This window comes from Streptomyces stelliscabiei (assembly GCF_014873495.1).
Classification (GTDB): Bacteria; Actinomycetota; Actinomycetes; order Streptomycetales; family Streptomycetaceae; genus Streptomyces; species Streptomyces bottropensis.
On sequence record NZ_JADBGF010000001.1, the window covers coordinates 4,463,131 to 4,485,621 of the forward strand.

Sequence of the window (22,491 nt, forward strand, 5' to 3'; positions counted from 1 at the left end):
AGCGGGCCGTGGTTCAGCCGGGGAGCGGCCTGTTTTCCGGCCCGGCTGAACCTGCCCCGCCTGCCCGGCCGTGGGGGCGGCCGTGGGGTCGGCAGGCGTGTGGCGGCCGTCGTGGTCGCCGTGGGTCAGCTCAGGTGGAGCTGCTGGCCCGGGTAGATGAAGTCGGCGTCGTCGATGATGTCCTTGTTCAGCTCGAAGAGCTTCTCCCAGCCACCCTTGACGTTCTTCTTCGCGGCGATGGCGCTGAGGGTGTCACCGGTGACGACCTTGTACTCGCCGTCGCCCTTCTTGACCTTCTTGCCGGTCGGGGTCTTGACGGTGGCGCGCTCGGAGGAGCGGGAGGAGCGGGTGTCCTCGGTCTTCTTGGTGCTCTCCTGCGTGCTCTCCTGGGTGCTCTGCGAGGAGGAGCCGGAGGAGTTGGCGTTGCCGCCGGAGGCGGCGGCGCCGTCGTAGGAGGCGCCGGACAGGCCGGTGCCGCAGACCGGCCAGGCACCCTTGCCCTGGCCGGCGAGGACCTTCTCGCCGATGGCTATCTGCTGGGCCTTGCTCGCCTTGTCGGCGGTGGAGGCGTACTGCGTACCGCCGTAGGCGGCCCAGGTGGAGGCCGCGAACTGCAAACCGCCGTAGTAGCCGTTGCCGGTGTTGATGGACCAGTTGCCGCCGGCCTCGCACTGGGCGACGGCGTCCCACTCGGAGGCGGTGGCGGCGGAGGCGCTGCCGGCGGCCATCAGCGGGGCGGCGACCGCGGCGGCGCCGGTGACACCGACGACGGCGATGGCGCGAGCGGCCTTGGACGGACGACGGTGCTTGCCCTTGCTGGAAAACAGCATGGAGAGATCCCCTCACCGACGCCTGCGAGGTGAGCTGTCGGGTTCGGGCCGGTTGAGTTGCCCGGCCGCGCACGCTCGCCTCTCGGCTCACGTCGCGCGGCTTCACCCCCAGCCGGTTCCGGTCGTGCGCCCCCGAAGGGCCGCAACCGCCGGACCCGGCACTTACCTTGGGTCCCCCGCTCCTGCCTACGGCGCTTGACGCGACGACTGTTCCTCACGGCCGCTGGCAGGATTCGGCGTGCCGACCGCAAGAGCCCGCTGTGGCGAGCGGTCACGACCGTAAACAGGTGATTGCCCGAATTTCAAAGACGATCAGGGGGTCTGTGATTCATCTCCCACAATGATCAAAACGGGCATTCAGGGTCGAACCATGACGCGAACTGCCGCTACTTTTCGCCCGTTTCGGCACCGACTTCGAGGGTCTGACCGGGAAGGATGAGGTCCGGGTCGGTTCCGACCGTGCGCTCGTTCTCGGAGTACAGCGTCCGCCACCCGCCGTTCAGGCCGAGCGAGTCCACGATGCCGGTCAGGCTGTCGCCCACGCGGACGGTGTAGGCGCCCTCCGTGCTCTCGCTCGAGGCGCCGCTGTCACGCGAGGCGTGACGGCCGGAGGTGGTGCCGTCGGCCCGGTCCGCGCCGGAGCCGGTGTCCGCGCCCTCGTCGGCGCTGGCGCCGCGGTGCCGGCCGGTGCCGCCGTCGGCGTCATCGCCGGTCGCGGAGCCGTCCGCCTGACTGGAATCGTCCGTGTTTGCGCTGCCGGATTCCTTGGAGTCGGCGCCGGTGCCGCTGTCACTGTCGCTGGAATCGGTGGAGTCCGCGTCCGGTTCGGTGGTCGCCTTCGTGGAGCCGTCGAGGGCCTTCGCGGACGCGTCCGACGACTCGGTCGAGTCGGAGGAATCGGCCGAATCCTTCGACCCGTCGGTGCGCGTGGAGTCGGTGCCGTCGGCCGACTCGGCCGAGCCTTTGGACCCGGTCGAGTCGGAGGAGTCCGGCGAACCGGACGAACCGGATGCGCCGCCGGAGTCGGACGAGTCGCCCGCGACACCCGTGTCCACGTCGGCGGGACCCGAGTCGCCGCCGAGGTTGTGGAGCAGTCCGCAGGTGGACCAGACGCCGACGCCCTGGTCCGCGAGGACCTTCTCGGCGACGGCTATCTGCTGCGAACGGCTGGCCTGGTCCGCGGTCGTCGCGTAGTCGAGGCCGCCGTACTTCTCCCAGTTCTCCTGGGTCAGCTGGAGGCCGCCGTAGCGCCCGTTCCCGGTGTCCGCGCTCCAGAAGCCACCGCTCTCGCACTCCGCCACCTGGTCCCAGGTGGTTCCGCTCGCCGCGCTCGCGCCGGTGGCGCCGAGGAGCGGGATCGCGATGGCCGACCCGGTGACTCCCGCCGCGACGAGGAGAGCCGGAGCCTGACGGGGGCGACGGTGACGACCGTTCCCGGAGAGCATGCGGTTGCCTTTCACACGACAGCGGTGGTCTGTGCGACGGGCGTGGTGCCCCCTTCGCACTGACGTGTGAACGTATCGGCAGTCGATCAGTTGTCACAAGTTAATGCAGCGCAGATCACGTGAAGATCACAGAGTTGAGGGAGCGTCAACTTCTGGCTCGGAATGGGGTAGTGCTACGGCCCGTCGGGGTACAACTACGGGCCGCTCACGGCGCGATCACCACGCACTCACGGCCGCTTCCGTGGGGTGAATTCCACCGGAAGCGTGCGCAATCCACGCATGATGAGACCTCCCCGCCACCTCAAATCGGCCGAATCCCCTGCGAGTCGCAGATCGGGGAGCCGGGTGAGGAGCGTCGCCAGCGCGGTCTGGCCTTCGAGCCGGGCGAGCGGCGCGCCGAGGCAGTAGTGGATGCCGTGGCCGTAGCCGAGGTGCTGGTTGTCACGACGGGAGAGGTCCAGGGTGTCGGGGTCGTCGAAGCGGGCCGGGTCGCGGTCGGCCGCCGCGAGGACGACGAGGACGGGGTCGCCGACGGCGATGTGCTGCCCGCCGAGCGTGAGGGGCTCGGTCGCGAAGCGCCAGGTGGCGAGTTCGACGGGGCCGTCGTAGCGCAGGAGTTCCTCGACACCGGTTTCGAGCAGCCCGCTCTCCCCGGCGGCGAGGGAGGTCTGCAGGCGGGCCCGCTGCTCGGGGTGGGTGAGCAGGGCGTACGTGCCGTTCCCGATGAGGTTGACGGTGGTCTCGAACCCGGCGAACAGCAGGATGAACGCCATCGCCGCGGCCTCGTTCTCGGTGAGGTGCTCCCCGTGGTCGGAGGCGCGGATGAGCGCGGAGATGAGGTCCTCGCCCGGGGCGGGGTGCTCGGTGAGCGCTTCCCGCTTGCGGTGGATGAGGTCGGCGAGGTAGCCGCGCATCTTCTTCACCGACCGCGCGACGCCGCCCCGCGGGCCACCGCCGTGCCGGATCATCATGCCCGCCCAGTCCCTGAAGTCGTCCTGGTCCTCCCGGGGGACGCCCAGCAGGTCGCAGATCGCGTAGATGGGGAGGGGGAAGGCGAACTCGTGGATGAGGTCGGCCTCGCCCTTCTCCGCGAACCCGTCGATCAGCCGGTCGGTCAACTCCTGGACCCGGGGGGCGAACTCGGCGACCCGCCGGGGCGTGAACGCCTTCGACACCAGGCGGCGGAGCCTGGTGTGGTCCGGCGGATCGATGTTCAGCAGATGCGTCATCAGCTCGGCCTTGCGCTCACCGGGGATACCCGTCTTGCCCTTGGCGTGCGCGGGCTCGGCGTGATGCGCCGGGTTCTTCGACAGGCGCCCGTCGGCGAGGGCCTGCTTGGCGTCGCCGTAGCGGGTGACCAGCCAGGCCTCCACGCCGCTGGGCAGGCGCGTGCGGTGAACGGGGGCGTGCTCACGGAGCCAGGCGTACGCCGGGTAGGGGTCGGTGGCGAACTCCCAGGTGAAGAGGTCGGGCGCGCCGGTTCCCGTGGGCATGGCGGAGCTGGATGCGGGCTGGTTGGTCACCCGCCGACGGTATCCGGCCCGGCGGGGGCTTCCGGCCCGGCCGTCGCTTCCGGCCCGGCCGTCGCTTCCGGTCCGTGCGTCGCTTCCGACCCAGCCGAGGCTTCCGGTCCGGCCGTCGCTTCCGGCCCGTGCGTGCGGATGCCCGTCGGGTCAGCTCCCGTCGGCGTCCTCGTCACCCTCCTCCCCCTCCTCCTCGGGCTCCTCCCGGCCGGCCGTCTCCTCCGGCCCCGTCGGCAGGCCCTCCGCGATCCTGATCGCGTCCCGGTACGCGCGGGCCGCCGCCCGGAGGGCCGCCTCGGGGTCGACGCCCCGGGACTCGGCGTCGGCGGCGAGGGTGAGGAGCGCGTGACCGAGGTCGTCGCCGGGGGGTATCGGGACGTCGAGGCCGGCGGTGCGGGCGCGGGAGGAGAGCTTGGCGGCGAGGGCGAGTCCGGGCTGGCCGAGGGGTACGCCGTCGGTGACCGACGCGCGCTGCTTCTCGACGGCCTTGGTGCGCAGCCAGTGCGCCTTGACCTCCTCCGGGGTCGTGGCCGTCGCGTCACCGAAGACATGGGGGTGGCGGTGGATGAGCTTGGTGACGATGCCGGCGGCCACGTCGTCGATGGAGAAGGGGGTGTCGGGGTCGTCCTCGGCGATGCGGGCGTGGAAGACGACCTGGAGGAGGACGTCGCCCAGCTCCTCGCGGAGTTCGTCGCGCTCACCCTCCTCGATGGCCTCGACGAGTTCGTACGCCTCCTCGATGCCGTACTTGGCGAGGCCCTGGTGCGTCTGGCGGGAGGACCAGGGACACTCCGCGCGGATCCGGTCCATGACCTGGACGAGGTCGAGGAGACGGGCGCCGGGGAGGTCGTAGGAGGCGGGGAGCAGCTCCAGGAACGGCATGTGGACGCGGCCGGAGCCGGCCAGGCGGGCCAGGCCGTCGGTGAGGCGGGGTTCGCCCTCGGCGGTGGCCACCACGACCACCGTGCGGCCGCCGGCGCAGTCGTCCACCAGTTCCTCGGCCGTCGGGGCCGCCCGCTCCACCGTGATGCCGGCCTCGCGGAGATAGGGGAGCTGGGGGTGCGCTCCGTCCGCGCACAGGACGCGGTCCGCCCCGTGCAGTGCCTGCCAGGCCGGCCAGGACAGCAGACCGGGCGCGACCCGGTGGCTGGTGGTGAGCAGGACGACCCGGCCGGGGCCGGGGGTGGAGGCCGCGGTCTCGGAGGCCGCGGTCTCGGGGGCGGTGGCCTCGGGGACCGTGCTCTCGGGGACCGTGGTGGCGGAGGTGCCGTCGGGGCGGTGTGCGTTCACCCCACGAACGTAACCCACGTCACGGACGGCCCCCGGAGTTGTCCACAGGCAGGCGGCCGGGGCGGCTGCGACGGACGCGGCCCGGCCGTCCCGCCCGCAAGCTCACCCCTGCGCCTGCTCCGGCGTCGCCGCGCGGGTGACCTCCTTCAGCCACGGTGTCTTGGCGTCCAGCAGCCCGACCCGGCCGGAAGCCGGGTCGACGCCCCAGCTGCCGTAGCGGGGGTTCAGGTCCACGTCGAGTTTCTTCGAGGCCGCGGAGAGGGCCTTCCAGAAGACGGCGCCGCCCTCCTGGGTGTTGAGGTCGGCGCCGAGGGAGGCGGCGAGTTTCTGGACCTCGACGTCGCTGCGGAGGCTTTCCTCCAGCTGTTCCGGGGCGACGCTGTAACGCTGCAGGTAGGCCGTCTCCAGAGCCTCGGCGCCGCCGGCCTCCGCCTCCAGGTCGGTCCGGTACTTCTGGACCTCCTTGCGGGTGACGGTCACACCGGCGTCCTTGAGGGCCTGGTCGAGGACCTTCTCCAGGACCATGCCGTTCAGGGTGTTGCGGGTGAGGGCGCTGCTCTGGGCGACGGCCTGCTGGTACTGGCTCTCGTCCGTGCTGACGGCGCGCTGGGCGGTGCGCACCTCGTTCACCCGGTTCTCCAGTTGCGCGACCGTGATCCGGTCCTGGCCGACGACGGCCGCCGCGCCGGGATGCGCGTCGCTTCCGCAGGCGGTGAGGAGCGGGGCCGCGGCGACGATCGCTGCGGAGAGGAGGAGCGCGGAGCGACGGCGGCGGTGCAAGTGAGCCTCCCGAGGAGATTGTGCGGCGGTGCACAAGGTCTTGCGGTGATCGATGGTAGGCAGTGGCCCTGCTCTCGGCCAGCCATTCGACCAACGATTCACGCCGACTTCGGGCACCGTCGCTCCCGGACCGCGCCGCCACCGGCTCCGCCCCGGCGTCCACGACTGTGCCGGGGCGTGGCCGTCGCCCGTTTCACCCCACGATCGCCACCGGGGCGTCCCACGCGCTGCGGTCCACGGTGATCGTGTGGCCGCCGCGGCTCTCCTTGCTGTTGACCATGTACTGGTGGGCCCGGTGGTGCCCGGTGTACAGCTTCGGGTCGAACGGCCAGTCGGTGGTCGTCGTGTTGACCTTGTCCCACTTGGCGTACCAGAGGTTGCCCGGCAGGTTCGTGCGGTCGGTGGCGGTGGCGACGGCCTTGGCGCTGGAGCTGCTGAAGCCATAGAACCCGGAGCGGTACTGCTGGGCGCCGAGCGCCTTGTGCCAGGCCCTGATGTAGGTCAGAACGGCGTTGTCGCAGGCCGTGTCCGTCGTGTCGTACGCCTCCATGTCGAGGTAGAGCGCGCTGCCGGGCTTCATGCCGAGGGCGGCGGCCTTGGTGACGGCGTCCGTGCCGTCGGCGGCGCCCTGGGCGGCGGCGGTCGAGGCCGTGATCACCTCGGGACTGGAGCCGCTCTGGCAGGGCGGCTGGGCGCCGACGTAGAGCGGGACCAGTTTCCAGCCGAGGGTGTTGACGGACTTCACCCAGGAGGCGGTGAGGTTGGGCTGGGAGCAGCCGCGGTTCCTGCCGCCGACGTAGACCGCCGCCGCCCCGTAGAAGCCGGTGTTCCAGGCCTTCATCGCGGACAGGGAGGGGGCCGTGCAGGTGTCGAAGGCGCGGCCGGTGTAGACCTTGGCGGCGGGCCAGGCGGTGGTCGTGGCCAGGGAGTTCTGCGCGGCGAGTCCTGCTCCGGCGAGGACGGCGGTGCCGGCCACCGCCCAGGTGAGGTGTCTGCGCCTTCTGGAGCGCCGGTGGCCGGCCCTGCCGGACGGCCGGTCGCCGGTGGTGTTGTCGGACATGCGTGGTCCCGCCCCTGGATTCGCCGATCGTTGTGTGCCCGAACAGCTAAGCGGGGGTGCCTCCGTGTTCGGGAAACCCTGGCTCTCGGCCTGGGCAAACTTCGGCCAAGGTGGCGCAAAGCAGAGGAGCCGTCGTCCGCGTCAGCCGCGTACCTGTCCCAGCCACTGCAGCGTGCGCCGGACCTCGCCGGCGAGGGGATGGGCGGGCCCGCGCAGCCGTTCGACGTCGACCAGCAGGCGGCCCAGGGTCTCGTGGGCGGCGCCCCGGTCGCCGAGGGCGAGGAGCAGGTGGCCTATGCGGCGGCGGACGTCGAGGGCGAGTTCGGGGTCGCCGCCGACGTACTGGTTCTCGTAGTACGGCAGCAGGGAGCGGTACTCGGCGAGGGCCGCGGCCGGTTCGCCGAGCTGTTCCAGGCACTGGGCGGAGTCGTAGCGCCAGCGCAGTGCCTGGGGGTCGGCCTGGCCGGCCTCGGTGGCCCGCTCGTCGGCGAGGCGGCGCAGCTCGGGCAGGGCGCGGCGGTACTGCCCGTCGTCCATGAGGGTGGCCGCGTACTGCTTGCGCAGGGTGCGGACGACGGGTGAGTGCTCGCCGTGCTGGGCGGCGGCGGCCGGAAGGATCGCCCCGAGGATGTCAACGGCCTGGGTGATGCGGCCCTCGCCGAGCAGCCGCTTGACCTCGTCGACGGCCCCCGCCACGTCGGGCTTGTCGGCCGCGGGCGCGGGGGCGGGCGCGGCGGACGGCTGCGGCGCGGGGATCCGGGCGCGGTCCGGCCAGGGGGCGTGCGGGCGCAGGAAGGGGCGCGTGGGGTCGAGCGGGGAGCCGGTGGGCATACCGCGCGCCGGGAGCAGCGGGAGGAGCTGTTCGTACGTCTCCTGTGCGGAGGACGGGCGGTGCTGCGGGTCCTTGGAGAGCAGCCGCAGGACCAGGGCCTCCAGGGACTCGGGGACCTCGGGGCGCAGTCGGCGGACGGGCACCGGCGGCTCGTAGAGGTGGCGGTGCAGGACGCCGAGGGCCGTGGAGCCGGTGAACGGGACGTTCCCGCTGAGCAGTTCGTGTATCAGCACACCGAGGGCGTACAGGTCGGTGTAGGGGCCGACCGCGCCGCCCATGGCCTGTTCGGGGGCCATGTACGCGGGGCTGCCGATGGGCGAGCCGGTGTGGGTCAGGCGGGTGGTGTCGGTGTCCATCACGGAGGCGACGCCGAGGTCGAGGACGGTGACCGTGCCGTCCTGCTTGACCATGACGTTCCGCGGCTTGAGGTCGCGATGGATGATCGGCACCGCGTGCACGGCGGAGAGCACGGCGCACAGCTGGGCGGCGACCGAGACGGTCCACTGCCACGGGTAGGGGTCGTGCTCGGCGAGATGGTCGGCGAGGTCGGCCCCGTCGACGTACTGCATGACGAGGAACAGCTCCTCGCCCTCGCTGCCCGCGTCGTGCACGGTCACCAGGCCGGGGTGGTCGACCTGGGCCGTCACCCGGCACTCGCGCACGAAGCGGCGGCGCAGCTCGTCGGCCTCCTGGCCCGCGACCTTGTCCGGGCGCAGCAGCTTGACCGCCACGCGCCGGTCGAGGCGCTGGTCGTACGCCGTCCACACCTGGCCCATGCCGCCCTGGCCGATGAGCGTGGACAGTTCGTAGCGGCCGGTGATCAGGCGGCCGGTGCCCTTCCCCGAGGTCACCGGTCTCCTTCGTGATTGCGGAGATAGTCACTGAGCTCGTCCAGCTCGGCGCGCACCTGGTCGATGCGGGCGGGGCCCGGCCGCTGCGGCTCCGGCTCGGGCCGGCGCGGGGGCTGCGGAGGCTGATGCTGGACGGGGGGCTGCGCGACGGGCGGTGCGGGGATGTAGGGCTGCGGGACCTGGACCGGCGGGTAGCTGTACCCGCTCTGCTGCGAGTACGCGGTGGTCTGGGCGTACGGCGACGAGAGGGCCGTCCGGGCACGGTTGAAGTGGGTGATGTCCGCGTACAGGTAGTACGCGACGATCGCCACGAGACCGCCGAAGAGCATGCCCATGCCGACGTCGCCGCGCCAGGTGGTGAACTCCTTCTCGCCCGGGTCGGTGCCGATGATGTACAGCGTCGCGATGATGTGGACGAGCGCCAGGGCGAACAGCCACCAGTCGCGGGGCCTGCGGGTCACCGAGGCGAGCCGCAGCAGGCACGCCCAGGCGAGCAGGCCACAGCTCATGACCGCGACCACCACGAAGATCACACGGAGTGTGACCTGGCCCCCCTGGTCGGGGCCGGGGGGCGGTGTCGGCGCATAGCCGTGGCCTTGCATGGCTGCTCCTGAGGGCCTGGTGAGAGTTGACGTGCGATGTCGTCCCGAGGGTATCGGTCGTTGACGACAAGAGGTCCAGGGTTGTGGACAACCGTTGTAGTACCGCAGTGCTGGTCACGCCGCCGAGGGCGGAGCGGTTCCGTCCGGTAAGGCTGATCGTAGAGGGAGTTGGCCGGGCCGGGCCGGGCGCCCGCCGGTTCGCGGGCCCGCGGCGCGGGTTCAGTCCGGGGCGACGGAACCGTCCGTCAGTCCGTCGTACATGCCCCGCACCAGGCGTTCGCCGAGGCGGCCGGCCTGGCGGAGGGCGTCCTCGAAGGCGGCGAGTGCGCGGAAGCGTTCGCCGTAGCGGCGCTGCTGGTCCAGCGGGAGCCGGGGCAGTTGGAGGCGGCGTACGTCGAGACGGGTCGCGGTGGAGGCGTAGCTGCTGGCCTGGCGGCTGTTGGCGGTGCCGCGCAGGAAACCGGCGACGAACCACGCGTCGAGCGCGGCCCGGTCGGGGCGCAGCAGCGTGAGGTTGCGGCCGAGGGCGGCGCCCGCGGTCGTCTCGTCGACCACCCGCGCGACCCCGCCGCCGCCGAGGACGGGGACGACGATGTCGCCGGGCTCCACGAGCACGGGGTCCTCGCCCGCCTCGGGCAGGGTGCCCGAGGGTGCCGTGCCGGCCAGGACGTCGTGGTCGGTGAGCACGCGCGCGTGGGGACCGTTTCCGCCGGTACGCAGCACCAGGGCTCCCCCGCGCGCGAGTTCACCGACCGTGGTGAGCGGCCAGCGCGCCGGCCCCGCCTGCCCGGCGGGCGGGGGCGTGAGGTCGGCGGTCAGACGGAGGGTCTCGCCGAGACGGTCGCGTACGGCGGTCAGCTGCTCGGCGCCGCCGCCCGCGGCCGGGGGCGGCAGATGCCGGGCGGGGGCCAGGTCCACGTCGTCGTCGAGCAGTTCGATGACCGGCAGCGAGCGGCTGAGCCCCGGCCGTTCCGTCACCTCGCCTGCCCGGTCGAAGGGCCGCCAGGCGTCGAGCACGGCGGCACGCACCCCCGCCCAGTCGAATCCGCTCCGCCCCTCGTGGACGAGCCGCCCGGTGTCGACGAGCAGCAACTCGGGCGGCACGGACGCCCTGCCGGGCCTGCGCAGCACCCACAGGTGCAGCGGGATGTTGTACGGGGGTGCCGCGCCGACCGGCAGGGCGATGACGGCGCGCAGGGCGCCCCGGCGCAGCAGGTCGGCGCGGATACGGCGCCCGGAGCGGCGGCTCGCGACGGCCGGCGGCATCAGCAGCACGGCGGTTCCGCCGTCCTCCAGCCGGGCCAGGGCGTGCTGCACCCAGGCGAGTTCGGATTCCGTACGGGCCGGGAAGCCGTACTCCCAGCGGGGGTCGTAGGCCAGTTCGTCGTGGCCCCAGTTGCGCTCGTTGAACGGCGGGTGGCACAGGACGGCCTCGGCCCTGAGCCGCTCGTGGGCGTCCGCGCGGAGGCTGTCGCCCGGGGCGGTACGGACCGTGCTCCCGGTGTTCAGGGCGAGGCGCAGCGCGGTGAGGGCGGCCAGTTCGCGGGAGCTGTCCTGGCCGTACAGCTCCTGGCCGGGGCGGGCGGGGACGGCGTGCAGCAGCGCGCCGGTGCCGCAGGCCGGGTCGAGCACCGAGCGGGCGGGCCCGGCCAGTTCGGCCATCAGCTCGGCGAGGTCGCCCGGAGTGAGCGTGTACTGGCGCGGGTTGGCGTCGAGGTGCCGGGCGAGCAGGAACTCGAAGGTCTGCCGCGCTCCCAGATCGGCCGCCAGTTCGGTGGCGCCGCGCAGCAGCGGGACCGAGGGCAGCAACCCGGCGGGTGTCGGCCGGAGTACGGCGCTCTCGCGGGCGGCACCGAGGCGGGGGGCGAGGACCTGCCACAGCGGCTCGGGCAGGTCCCGGGCCAGCCGCGCGTCGTCGGGGCAGGCGCTCGACTCCAGCCAGGCCAGGGGCCGTTCGTGGAGGTACAGCAGGGCGCAGCCCACGTGCACCAGCGCGGTGACAGGGCCCTCCGGGTGCCCGGTGACCTGCTGCCAGACGCGCTCCTTCAGGGGGACCTCGGCGAGCTTGCCCTGGTGGCGCAGCCACTCCTCGACCTCCCCGAGCGCGAAGGCCGGACTGGTCTCGGTGCCGCCGACCGGTTTGGGGAAGTCGGCATGCCGTCGGCGCCAGTTGCTGACGGCGGCGCGACCCACGCCGGCGAGCCGCGCGATGTCCGCGGCGGTGACCTCTGTCCCGTTCCCCTGCACGCGCCCGGCTCCCCTCGTACCTGGTGGTGTGACGTCGAGCATACCGACGCACGCAAGATCTACCCCTTCACGCCGTGTACAAGCACAATCCCGTGAACCGTGTTGACTCGGTTCACAAGCTCTGCTGTGATTGACCCATCGAACGACGGGCCACCCGATCCGGGTGGTCACACGTCGGCCGCACTGTCGTACACCGGGGGGAGAAGCACGCCATGGACGAAGACGGTGACTTCACCGTGGACGGCGACGGCCCCGCCCGCCTCGACTCCCCGGTCCACGCCGGCCGGAAGCCCGACGAGCGAGGCCGCGTCACGGTTGACGAACCCGCGGACGACGTACTCGACACCCACGCACGCTGACGCCACCACCCGGCGCTCACCACACCGCTCTCGGACCGGCGCCACACCACCGCTCGTTCCACGCACCACACCACCGCTCGTTACACGCACCACACATCGATTCCCAGGGGGGAACTCCCATGCGTCGCACCGCACTCGCCGCTCTCTGCATCGCCGCCGCGGCCACCTTCTCGCTCACCGGCTGCATGTCCGAGGACAAGGCCGACGGCCCCTTCGCCGGACTGTCCGGCGGCGAGATCGCCGACAAGGCCGTGAAGGCCACCTCCGGCGCCGAATCGCTCCGGATGAAGGGCGAGATCGAGGACGAGTCCGCCGGCGGCACGGTCCAGATGGACATGGCGATGAACAAGAAGGGCGACTGCGCCGGCACCATGAGCATGGGCGGCGAGGGCCAGGCCGAACTGATCAAGGTCGGCGACACCCTCTACATGAAGTACGACGAGGCCTTCCTGCGCGCCCAGTCGAAGGACTCCTCCAAGGAGGAGGCCGACATGGTCGTCGACATGCTCGCCGACAAGTGGACCAAGACGTCCGCGGCCGGCGAGGACTCCAAGGACATGGCGAGCTTCTGCGACCTCGACACGGTCCTCGCCGACTTCGAGGACGTCGACTCCAACGCCACGCGCGGCAAGACCTCCGAGGTCGAGGGCACCCCCGCGATCGTCCTCGACGAGAAGGACGGCAAGGACCGCTACACCCTGTATGTCGCCACCGAGGGTGAGCCGTACCTCCTGCGGGTCGTCAGCAAGTCCGCGAAGGAGCCCGGCGACCTGGTCTTCACCGACTACGACAAGCCGGTCCCGGCCAAGGCCCCCAAGGGCAAGGTCATCGACATGGACAAGGACTTCGGCTGACGCGCCGCGCCGCCCGGCGGCACCCCGACGGCCTCAGTCCGCGTGAAAGCGGGCCGGGGCCTTCGTCGGGTTGCCGCCGGTGGGGAGCTTCTGTTCCGGACAGGTGATCAGGACACGCTTCATGGCGGCCTGTTCGGCGGAGGTGACCCAGAGGCCGTACTTCGTCTTCACGGCGACCTGGGCGGCCACGTAGGTGCAGCGGTAGGCCTTGTTCGGCGGGAGCCAGGTGGCCGTGTCACCGTCGCCCTTGCCGCGGTTGGTGCCTGAGTCGACCGCGAGCAGGTTGAGCGGGTCGTTGGCCAGGGCTATGCGCTTGCTGTCGTCCCACTGCTGGGCGCCCTTCTGCCAGGCGTCGGAGAGGGCCACCATGTGGTCCACGTCGATCTTGCTGCGGCCCCGTACGTACGGCACGTCCTTCCCCGTGTACGGGTCCGGGTCGAGCACACCGGAGACCACCGTGCAGTCCCCGTCCCGGAACTTCACGTCGTCCAGGTCGCGTTTGAGTATGTCGTCGCGGGTGTCGCAGCTGTTGGAGTCCGTGTCGGCCCAGGCGCTGCCGAACTCGCCGCGGTCGTAGTCGTTCTTGGGCGCCCGTCCCTTGACGGTCAGCGCCTCCGCGGCGGCGTAGGCCGCGCCCCCGCCGCCTGCCGGGTTCTCCTGCGGTCCGGCCGAGCCACCCGTACTGCCCGGTTCGCAGCCGGTCGCGGCGACCAGCACCAGAGCGACGGCGGCGACCCCACCCCTCAGACGCACCACGCGACACCCCTCTCCTTCGTCTGCAGCCGTTCGGCGGTCCCGCTCGGGGTTCCCCGTCCTGCCTGCTCAACACCGTAGCGGCCGCCGGGAACACGACGACAGTGGCCCGGACGGCACCCTCTGCCGCGCCGGGCCGCTGTCGTCGGTGCGCCACTACGCCACTACGACCCGAGGATCGAAGCCAGGAACTCCCCGGTCCACCCCAGCAGATCCCGCCCGACCAACGGCTTCCCGCCCACCTTCGCCGTCTTCGGGCGAGGCACCAGCACCTGGTGGGCGGCCGGCTTGATGACCGTGCCCGGGTACAGACGCTTGAGGCGGAGCTCCTGGGACTCCCGCAGTTCCACCGGCGCGAAGCGGATGTTGGTGCCCTGCAGCACGATCTCGCCCACCCCGCAGGCCCGGGCGAGCATGCGCAGCCCGGCGACGAGCAGCAGGTTCTCCACCGGCTCCGGCAACTTGCCGTAGCGGTCGACGAGTTCCTCGCGCACGGCCGCGATGTCGGCCTCGGTGTTGACCGAGGCGATCGCCCGGTACGCCTGCAGGCGCAGCCGCTCGCCCGGCGCGTAGTCGTGCGGGACGTGCGCGTCGACCGGCAGCTCGACCTTCACCTCCAGCGGCGGCTCCTCCTCGATCCCGCCGCTCTCCAGCTGGCGCCGGTAGTCCGCGACGGCCTCGCCGACCATCCGCACGTACAGGTCGAAGCCGACGCCCGCGATGTGGCCGGACTGTTCGCCGCCCAGCAGGTTGCCCGCGCCCCGGATCTCCAGGTCCTTCATCGCCACGTACATGCCCGCGCCCATCTCCGTGTGCTGGGCGATGGTGGCGAGGCGCTCGTGGGCGGTCTCCGTCAGCGGCTTCTCGGGCGGGTACAGGAAGTACGCGTAGCCGCGTTCCCGGCCTCGGCCGACCCGGCCCCTGAGCTGGTGCAGCTGCGACAGTCCGAAGGTGTCCCCCCGCTCCACGATCAGGGTGTTCGCGTTGGAGATGTCGATGCCCGACTCCACGATCGTCGTGGAGACGAGGACGTCGAACTTCTTCTCCCAGAAGTCGACGACGACCTGCTCCAGGGCCTGTTCCGACATCTGTCCGTGGGCCGTCGCGATCCGCGCCTCGGGGACGATCTCGCGCAGCCGGGAGGCCGCGCGGTCGATGGACTCCACCCGGTTGTGGATGTAGAAGACCTGGCCCTCGCGCAGGAGTTCACGGCGGATCGCCGCACCGATCTGCTTCTCCTCGTACGGGCCGACGAAGGTCAGCACCGGGTGGCGCTCCTCCGGCGGTGTGGTGATCGTCGACATCTCGCGGATGCCGGTGACCGCCATCTCCAGGGTGCGCGGGATCGGGGTCGCCGACATCGTCAGCACGTCCACGTTCGCGCGCAGCTTCTTCAGCTGCTCCTTGTGCTCGACGCCGAACCGCTGCTCCTCGTCGACGATGACCAGACCGAGATCCTTGAACTTGGTCTCGGAGGAGAACAGGCGGTGGGTGCCGATGACGATGTCGACCGCGCCCTCGCGCAGCCCCTCCAGGGTGCCCTTGGCCTCGGTGTCCGTCTGGAAGCGGGACAGGGCCCGCACGTTGACCGGGAACTGCGAGTACCGCTCGCTGAACGTGCCGAAGTGCTGCTGCACCAGGAGGGTCGTGGGCACGAGCACGGCGACCTGCTTGCCGTCCTGGACCGCCTTGAAGGCGGCCCGGACCGCGATCTCCGTCTTGCCGTAACCGACGTCGCCGCAGATCAGGCGGTCCATGGGGACCGTCTTCTCCATGTCCTCCTTGACCTCGGCGATCGTCGTCAGCTGGTCGGGCGTCTCCGCGTACGGGAAGGCGTCCTCCAGCTCACGCTGCCACGGGGTGTCCGCGCCGAACGCGTGGCCGGGCGCCGCCATCCGGGCGCTGTAGAGCTTGATGAGGTCGGCGGCGATCTCCTTGACCGCCTTCTTCGCCCGCGCCTTCGTCTTCGTCCAGTCGGCGCCGCCGAGGCGGTGCAGGGTCGGGGCCTCGCCACCGACGTACTTGGTGATCTGTTCGAGCTGGTCGGTGGGGATGTAGAGGCGGTCGCCGGGCTGGCCGCGCTTGGCGGGGGCGTACTCGACGACCAGGTACTCGCGGGTCGCGCCCTGCACGGTCCGCTGGACCATCTCGATGTAGCGGCCGACGCCGTGCTGCTCGTGGACGATGTAGTCGCCCGCCTCCAGGGTGAGCGGGTCGATGGTCTTGCGGCGGCGGGCGGGCATCCGGGCGCCGTCCTTGCCGGCCGCCTTCTGGCCGGACAGGTCGGTCTCGGTGAGGACCGCGAGCTTCAGGGCGGGGTCGACGAAGCCGTAGTCGATCGAGCCGCAGGCCACATGCACGACGGACGGGGCGATCTCCCCCAGCTCGGCCTCCAGCCGGGCCGGGATGCCCTCACCGCCGAGCACCTCGACCGTGCGGGCGGCCGGGCCGTGGGCCTCGGTCACGAACACCGTGCGCCAGCCGTCGGCGAGCCAGCCCTTGGTGTCCGCGAGCGCCTTGGCGGTGTCGCCGCGGTAGGTCTCGGGGGCGTGCATGCCGAGCTTGAGGGTGTCCGCGTCCAGCTCCTCGTCGGCCGCGAACGGCGACACCGACCACCACATCATGTCCAGCTCACGGGCCCGGTCGCGGACGTCCGCGATGGACCGCAGGGAGGCCGCGCCGACGTCGATCGGCGCCTCGCCGCCACCGGCGGTCGCCGCCCAGGACGCCTGGAGGAACTCCTGCGAGGTGGCCACCAGGTCGGCCGCCCGCGTCCGCACCCGCTCCGGGTCGCAGACGATCGTCATGGCGCCCTTCGGCAGGACGTCGATCAGCAGTTCCATGTCGTCGACGAGGACCGGAGCGAGGGATTCCATGCCCTCGACGGCGATGCCCTCGGCGATCTTGTCGAGGAGTTCGCCCAGCTCCGGGTGGCGCTCGGCCAGCACCCGCGCCCGCTCCCGGACCTCGTCCGTCAGCAGCAGCTCACGGCACGGCGGCGCCCACAGACCGTGCTCGGCGACCTCCAGGGAGCGCTGGTCGGCGACCTTGAAGTACCGGATCTCCTCGACGTCGTCGCCCCAGAACTCCACCCGCAGGGGGTGCTCCTCGGTCGGCGGGAAGACGTCCAGGATGCCGCCGCGTACGGCGAACTCGCCGCGCTTCTCGACCAGCTCCACGCGGGAGTACGCGGCTGCCGCGAGCGCCTCGACCGTACGGTTCAGGTCGGCCGCCCCGCCCGAGCGCAGGGCGACCGGCTCCAGGTCGCCCAGGCCCTTGACCTGCGGCTGGAGGACCGAGCGGACGGGCGCGACGACGACCGAGACCGGGCCTGTCTCCGGGTCGTCGGGGCGCGGATGCGTCAGGCGGCGCAGCACGGCGAGGCGGCGACCGACGGTGTCGCTGCGCGGGCTGAGGCGCTCGTGCGGCAATGTCTCCCAGGCCGGGTACTCCACGACGCCGTCCGGGGGGAGCAGGGAGCGCAGAGCCGCCGCCAGGTCCTCGGCCTCGCGGCCCGTCGCCGTCACGGCGAGTACGGGGCGGCCGGCGTCCCGGGCGAGGGCGGCCACGGCGAAGGGGCGGGCCGCCGGGGGGCCCACCAGGTCGATGTGGGTGCGGTGGCCGTCTGATGCCGCCCTGATCGCTTCCGCGAGAGGGGCGTCCTTGACTACGGCGTCTAGCAGGCCGTGGAGGCTCATTCGGGGTGTTTCCCGTCCGGGTGGGCAAGGGGGTGGAGTCGGGGGTGGGGCAACACGAACGCCCGGACTCGTGTGACGGGCCGGGGGTGTCCAGGGTACGACGTGGGGGCCGGCGACGGCTTTCCCCGCCCCCGCCGCCCCAAGCGTCCCTCGCCTAGTCTCTGTAGACCCCTGTCCCCGGTCGAACGTGAGCCCCCATGGCATCGAGCGCCCCGTCCACGGCACCGTCGGCGCCGTCGCTCATACCGGGGCCGGTCGCGGCTTCGCCCTCGCCGCGGGACCGGCGTCTCACCCTCCGGGGCCGGGAGCCGTACGTGCTCGCGGGCGTGTTGTTCGTGGCGTACGCGGCGGTGTCGGTGGGGCGGTACCGGCGGCTGGGGACCCGGTCGTACGACCTGGGCATCTACGAACAGACCGTGCGGGCCTACGCGCACCTCCAGGCGCCGATCGTCGAGCTGAAGGGGCCGGGGTACAACGTCCTCGGGGATCACTTCAGCCCGGTCACGATGCTGCTCGCGCCGTTCTACCGGGCGTTCCCCTCGTCCATGACGCTGCTGGTGGTGCAGGCGGCGCTGTTCGCGCTGTCGGCGGTGCCGGTGACGCGCGCGGCCACGCGGATGCTGGGGCGGGCGCGGGGGCTCGCCCTGGGGGTGGCCTACGGGCTGTCGTGGGGGCTGCAGAACGCCGTGGACTTCGACTTCCACGAGATCTGTTTCGCGGTTCCGCTGATCGCGTTCTCCCTGGAGGCGCTGCTCGCGCGGCGATGGCGTGCCGCGCTGCTCTGGGGACTCCCGCTGGTCCTGGTCAAGGAGGACCAGGGGCTGACCCTGGCGGTGCTCGCGGCCGTCGTCGCGCTGCGGGCCCGGCGGCACGGCGCGTCCCGCGTGGTGGCCTACGCCCTCGCGGTCTCGGCGTTCGGCGCGCTCGCCACACTGCTCGCCTTCACCGTGCTCATCCCGGCCTTCAACACCGCCGGAGCCTCCGACTACCTCGCCAAGGTCGGCGGCGACGGCCCCCTCGACGGCCTGGACGTCAAGATCCGTACCGTCCTGTGGCTGGTGATCCCGACCAGCGGACTGCTCGCCCTGCGCTCCCCGGTCGTCCTCGCCGCCCTCCCCACCCTCGGCTGGCGGTTCGTCTCCTCCGACCACAACTACTGGGGGACGGCCTGGCACTACAGCGCCGTCCTGATGCCGATGGTCTTCCTCGCGCTCGTCGACGCGATCCCCGGCGCCCGCCAGAGCCCGCGCCCGTGGCTGCGCTCGTACACGCTCCATCTGCCCGCCGCCGTCCTCGCGGCCTCCGTCGCGCTGACGACCTCACTGCCCGTGGGCACCCTGACCGAGGCCTCCGCCTATCGGGTCCCGCCCGAGGTCAGGGCCGTGGAGAAGCTGCTGGGCAGCATCCCGGACGGATCCACCGTCGAGTCCAACATCGGTCCCATCAGCCGGCTGACCTCCCGCTGTCGCGTCTTCTGGATCGGCCGGACCGGGGGCCTCGCGCCCGACTACATCGCCTTCAACAACAACTCGCACTGGGTGAGGGACGTCCCCGCGTACGCCCGTCAGCTCCATCCGCGCGACACGTATGCGCTGCGGGGCGTCATCCAGGGGTACGTCCTGCTGAAACGCACGTCCCCCGAGCGGGCGTCCTCCTGACGGCGCCCCCGGCAACGCGTGGAGCCCGGCGCCCGGAAGCCTCCGCCTCCGGGCGCCGGGCTCTCCCCCGGCTACCCCCGTGTCCCCGCTCCCCCGTGGCGGGTGGCTACTCGGTGGCGATCGCGTTCAGGACGTTCATGCGGCCTGCCCGGAACGCCGGCACCAGCGCGGCGAACAGGCCCACGAAGGCCGAGCCGATGAAGACCCCGATGATCGTCGGCCACGGGATGTCGAGGACCTTCAGGCCCTCCAGGGCGAGGAGCTGCTGGGCGGTGGCGCCCCAGCCCATGCCCAGCCCCAGGCCGAGGAGCGCGCCGAAGAGGGCGATGACGACCGACTCCAGGCGGATCATGCGCCGCAGCTGGCGGCGGGAGAGGCCGATGGCGCGCATCAGGCCGATCTCACGGGTCCGCTCGACCACCGACAGGGCCAGCGTGTTCACGACTCCCAGGATCGCGACGATGATCGCCAGGGCGAGCAGGCCGTAGATCATGTTCAGGAGCTGGTCGATCTGGCCCTTCAGGGCCTCCTTGTAGTCGGTCTGGTCGCGGACCTCGTACTGCGGGTAGTCGTGCAGCGCGGCCTTGAGGGACGTGTACGCGGCCGCGTCCTGGCCCTCCTTCGCCGAGGCGAAGAGCAGCTGGTCGAGGGGCATCCTGTCGGCCGGGACGTACTTCGCCATCGTGTCGATGGAGGTGTACATGGCCCCGGCGTCGATGACGACGTCGCTGCTGGTGATCGCGCGGACGGTCAGGTCGGCCGTGCGGCCGTCCTCGAAGGCGACGGCGATCTTCGAGCCGAGCCGGATGCCGTGGTCCTCGGCGAACTTCTCGTGCACGGACATCGAGTCGGGCTTGTAGGCGTCCGGCAGCTTGCCCGCGACGACCTCGGTGGCGAGGTCGGTGGCGTAGCTCGGGTCGGCGGCGGTGATCGCCGTGTCCTTGAGCGTCTTGCCGTCGGGGGTGGTGAAGTCGGCCTGGGTCCACTTGTACTCGGTGAGGCTCTCGATGCCCTTCGCGGAGCGCGCCGCCTCGACGGCCTGCGGGGTGATCAGCTGGCCGGTGTCGGACTGGATGATGAAGTCGGTGCCGACGGTCTTGTCGAGCTGTTCCGTGGCCGAGGCGACCATGGAGGAGCCGACGACCGACAGGCAGGCGACCAGCGCGAGCCCGATCATCAGGGCGGCGCCGGTGGCCCCCGTACGGCGGGGGTTGCGCAGTGCGTTGCGCTCGGCCATCCGGCCGACCGGGCCGAAGGCCCGCAGGACGACCGCGCCCAGCACCCGCACCACGGCGCCGGCGAGCAGCGGGCCGATGACCACGAAGCCGACGAGGGACAGGACGACCCCGCCGCCCAGCCACATGGACCCCTCGCTCGCCTTGGCGGCGGTGGACGCCAGGTACAGGCAGTACCCGCCGGCGCCGGTCAGCAGGAGGCCGATCACGGCCCGGACGATGCCGGCCTTGGCGTCCAGCGGGGCGCCGGCGTCGCGCAGGGCGGCCATCGGGGAGACCTTGCCGGCGCGCCGGGCGGGCACGTAGGCGGCGAGGACGGTGACGACGATGCCCAGGAGCAGACCGACCGCCGGGGTCGTCCAGGCGATGGTGAGGTCGTCGGTGGACAGGTTCATCCCGGTGGCGCTCATCAGCTTCATCAGACCGATGGCGAGGCCGACTCCGCCGGCGACACCGAGGATCGAGCCGAAGACGCCGAGGAGCAGCGCCTCGACGAGGACCGACCGGTTGACCTGGCCGCGGCTGGAGCCGATGGCCCGCATCAGGCCGATCTCGCGGGTCCGCTGGGCGACCAGCATCGAGAAGGTGTTGATGATCAGGAAGATGCCGACGAGGAAGGCGATCCCGGCGAAGCCGAGCATCGCGTACTTCATGACGCCCATGAACTCGCCGACGTCCTTGGCGTTGGCGTCCGCGACCTCCTTGGCGGTCTGCACCTTGTAGGCGCCGCCCAGTTCGGCGGAGACGTTCTTCTTCACCTGGGCGTCCGTGAAGCCGCCGGCGGCGGTGACGTTGACGTTGGTGTACACGCCCGTCTCGCCGACGAGGGTCTTCTGGGCGGTGGCGGTGTCGAGGTAGAAGATCGCGGCGCCCGGGTTGGTGACCTGGAAGTCGGCGATGCCGGAGACCTTCGCCTCGTGCGTGCCGACGGCGCTGATCACGCCGATCTCGTCGCCGAGCTTCAGGCCGTGCTTGTCGGCGGTGTCCGCGTCGACCATGATCTGGTCGGGGCCGCGCGGCGCGCTGCCGGAGGAGATCTTCATCGTGCGGGCGTCGTTGGCGTTCCAGTTGCCGACGATGGTCGGGGCGCCGCTGGTGGGCGAGAGGCTGTCCTTGTCGGCGTCGACGACCGTCACCGAGGTCGAGAAGACCGTCCCCTCGGCCGACTTCACGCCGTCCGCGCCACCCACCTTGTCGACGACGGAGGCGGGCATGACCGGCGGCTTGCCGGTGTCGGACTGTGTCTCACCGCTGTCCGAGGCGCCCTTGGCGCTGACCGTGACGTCGGAGGAGGTGGCCGCGAACAGCTTGTCGAACGTGGTGCCCATCGTGTCGGTGAAGACCAGGGTCCCCGTCACGAACGCCACCGACAGCATGACCGCGATGGCGGAGAGCGCCATCCGCCCCTTGTGCGCGAAGAAGTTGCGCATCGAGGTCTTCATGACGGTCATGACGTACGCCCCCGGGCGTCGAAGTCCTTCATGCGGTCCAGCACGGTGTCGGCGGTCGGCTTGAACATCTCGTCGACGATGCGGCCGTCCGCCAGGTACAGCACCCGGTCCGCGTAGGAGGCGGCCACCGGGTCGTGCGTGACCATGACGATGGTCTGGCCCAGCTCGTCGACCGACGTGCGCAGGAAGCTGAGGACCTCGGCGCCGGCCCGCGAGTCCAGGTTGCCGGTCGGCTCGTCACCGAAGATGATCTCCGGCCGGGCGGCCAGCGCCCGGGCCACGGCGACGCGCTGCTGCTGTCCGCCCGAGAGCTGGCTGGGCCGGTGCTTGAGCCGGTCGCCCAGGCCGACGGTGTCGACGACCCGCGCCAGCCACTCCTTGTTCGGCTTGCGCCCCGCGATGTCCATCGGGAGCGTGATGTTCTCTATCGCGTTCAGCGTGGGCAGCAGGTTGAACGCCTGGAAGATGAATCCGATGCGGTCCCGGCGCAGCTGCGTGAGCTTCTTGTCCTTGAGGCCGGTGATCTCGGTGTCGTCGAGGTAGATCTGACCCGACGTCACGGTGTCGAGTCCGGCGAGGCAGTGCATGAGGGTGGACTTGCCGGACCCCGAGGGGCCCATGATCGCGGTGTACTGTCCCCGCGCGATGTCCACGTCCACATGGTCGAGGGCGACGACACGGGTCTCACCGGACCCGTACGCCTTCACGACCTGCCGCGCCCGCGCGGCAACGGCCGTAGTCCCTCCAGTACCCCCGTGCCTGGTGATGGTCACAGCCGATGTCACGGTATGTCTCCTAAGTCGGGCAGCGGATGGTTCCGTTGCTCAGTGGACGAGCCGTACGAAGCGAGGTGCCCAGCCGTACGCGGTGCGGTGCTGCTGTGCTGTGGCGCTGTGCTGCTGAGTCTGGTCCCCGGAGGGGGCCCGGCGCGCTGGTGCCCAGCGCAGTCTTCTGCTGGGGAAAACCCCACCCCCGCCGGTCCGGTACACCGCCCCCCAGCGGCGTAAAGCCAGGTTAAATACG

Annotated in this window: 16 protein-coding genes and 1 riboswitch; of the genes, 3 read left to right on the forward strand and 13 right to left on the reverse strand. The window is 71.7% G+C overall.

Annotated elements, in window-relative coordinates:
• Nucleotides 1-125 precede the first annotated feature (125 nt).
• From H4687_RS19605 to H4687_RS19645, 9 genes are all read right to left on the reverse strand, one after another.
• Nucleotides 126-830 (reverse strand): LysM peptidoglycan-binding domain-containing protein, encoded by a 705-nt coding sequence (locus tag H4687_RS19605; RefSeq protein ID WP_046913108.1) that lies wholly within the window; start codon nt 828-830, stop codon nt 126-128.
• Between the two features lie 4 nt (nt 831-834).
• Nucleotides 835-1,034, reverse strand: a riboswitch (cyclic di-AMP (ydaO/yuaA leader).
• Between the two features lie 182 nt (nt 1,035-1,216).
• The gene (locus H4687_RS19610) at nt 1,217-2,275 is read right to left on the reverse strand and encodes a LysM peptidoglycan-binding domain-containing protein (RefSeq protein WP_046913109.1); all 1,059 of its coding nucleotides are present in this window, start codon (nt 2,273-2,275) and stop codon (nt 1,217-1,219) included.
• Nucleotides 2,276-2,502: 227 nt separating this feature from the next.
• Nucleotides 2,503-3,768: a cytochrome P450 family protein gene (locus tag H4687_RS19615; protein WP_225967661.1), complete on the reverse strand. Its 1,266-nt coding sequence runs from the start codon at nt 3,766-3,768 to the stop codon at nt 2,503-2,505.
• 180 nt (nt 3,769-3,948) lie between these two features.
• Complete coding sequence (locus tag H4687_RS19620) at nt 3,949-5,088, reverse strand: nucleoside triphosphate pyrophosphohydrolase (RefSeq protein ID WP_046913111.1); 1,140 nt, start codon at nt 5,086-5,088, stop codon at nt 3,949-3,951.
• A 102-nt stretch (nt 5,089-5,190) separates the two neighbouring features.
• Nucleotides 5,191-5,868, reverse strand: a complete 678-nt coding sequence (locus tag H4687_RS19625) for a SurA N-terminal domain-containing protein (protein WP_046913112.1) — start codon at nt 5,866-5,868, stop codon at nt 5,191-5,193.
• Between the two features lie 193 nt (nt 5,869-6,061).
• Complete coding sequence (locus H4687_RS19630; protein WP_046913113.1) at nt 6,062-6,928, reverse strand: glycoside hydrolase domain-containing protein; 867 nt, start codon at nt 6,926-6,928, stop codon at nt 6,062-6,064.
• 141 nt (nt 6,929-7,069) lie between these two features.
• The gene (locus H4687_RS19635; protein WP_264086539.1) at nt 7,070-8,563 is read right to left on the reverse strand and encodes a serine/threonine-protein kinase; all 1,494 of its coding nucleotides are present in this window, start codon (nt 8,561-8,563) and stop codon (nt 7,070-7,072) included.
• A gap of 44 nt (nt 8,564-8,607) precedes the next feature.
• Nucleotides 8,608-9,213: a hypothetical protein gene (locus tag H4687_RS19640; RefSeq protein WP_046913114.1), complete on the reverse strand. Its 606-nt coding sequence runs from the start codon at nt 9,211-9,213 to the stop codon at nt 8,608-8,610.
• Between the two features lie 219 nt (nt 9,214-9,432).
• On the reverse strand, nt 9,433-11,460 hold the full coding sequence (locus tag H4687_RS19645) for an N-6 DNA methylase (RefSeq protein ID WP_046913115.1): 2,028 nt from the start codon (nt 11,458-11,460) through the stop codon (nt 9,433-9,435).
• A 212-nt stretch (nt 11,461-11,672) separates the two neighbouring features.
• Here H4687_RS19645 and H4687_RS19650 point away from each other — a divergent pair, with 212 nt between their 5' ends.
• Entirely contained in the window at nt 11,673-11,819 is a 147-nt protein-coding gene (locus H4687_RS19650; protein ID WP_167358631.1) for a hypothetical protein, read from the forward strand.
• A gap of 119 nt (nt 11,820-11,938) precedes the next feature.
• Nucleotides 11,939-12,673 carry a lipoprotein gene (locus tag H4687_RS19655; RefSeq protein ID WP_046913116.1) on the forward strand — a complete coding sequence of 245 codons (735 nt, stop codon included), beginning with the start codon at nt 11,939-11,941 and terminating at the stop codon, nt 12,671-12,673.
• 33 nt (nt 12,674-12,706) lie between these two features.
• On the opposite strand, the gene H4687_RS19660 is transcribed toward H4687_RS19655, so the two are convergent.
• Both H4687_RS19660 and mfd read right to left on the reverse strand, forming a co-directional pair.
• Entirely contained in the window at nt 12,707-13,429 is a 723-nt protein-coding gene (locus H4687_RS19660; RefSeq protein ID WP_046913117.1) for an HNH endonuclease family protein, read from the reverse strand.
• A gap of 161 nt (nt 13,430-13,590) precedes the next feature.
• Nucleotides 13,591-17,124 carry a transcription-repair coupling factor gene (mfd, locus tag H4687_RS19665; protein ID WP_050398360.1) on the reverse strand — a complete coding sequence of 1,178 codons (3,534 nt, stop codon included), beginning with the start codon at nt 17,122-17,124 and terminating at the stop codon, nt 13,591-13,593.
• Nucleotides 17,125-17,321: 197 nt separating this feature from the next.
• Here mfd and H4687_RS19670 point away from each other — a divergent pair, with 197 nt between their 5' ends.
• Nucleotides 17,322-18,782, forward strand: a complete 1,461-nt coding sequence (locus tag H4687_RS19670; protein ID WP_046914319.1) for a DUF2079 domain-containing protein — start codon at nt 17,322-17,324, stop codon at nt 18,780-18,782.
• Nucleotides 18,783-18,888: 106 nt separating this feature from the next.
• Here the strand turns inward: H4687_RS19670 and H4687_RS19675 are convergent, their stop codons facing one another.
• Both H4687_RS19675 and H4687_RS19680 read right to left on the reverse strand, forming a co-directional pair.
• On the reverse strand, nt 18,889-21,468 hold the full coding sequence (locus H4687_RS19675; protein WP_046914318.1) for an ABC transporter permease: 2,580 nt from the start codon (nt 21,466-21,468) through the stop codon (nt 18,889-18,891).
• The gene (locus tag H4687_RS19680) at nt 21,465-22,253 is read right to left on the reverse strand and encodes an ABC transporter ATP-binding protein (protein WP_028797030.1); all 789 of its coding nucleotides are present in this window, start codon (nt 22,251-22,253) and stop codon (nt 21,465-21,467) included. Before H4687_RS19680 ends, H4687_RS19675 begins: the two co-directional genes overlap by 4 nt.
• Nucleotides 22,254-22,491: the final 238 nt, after the last annotated feature.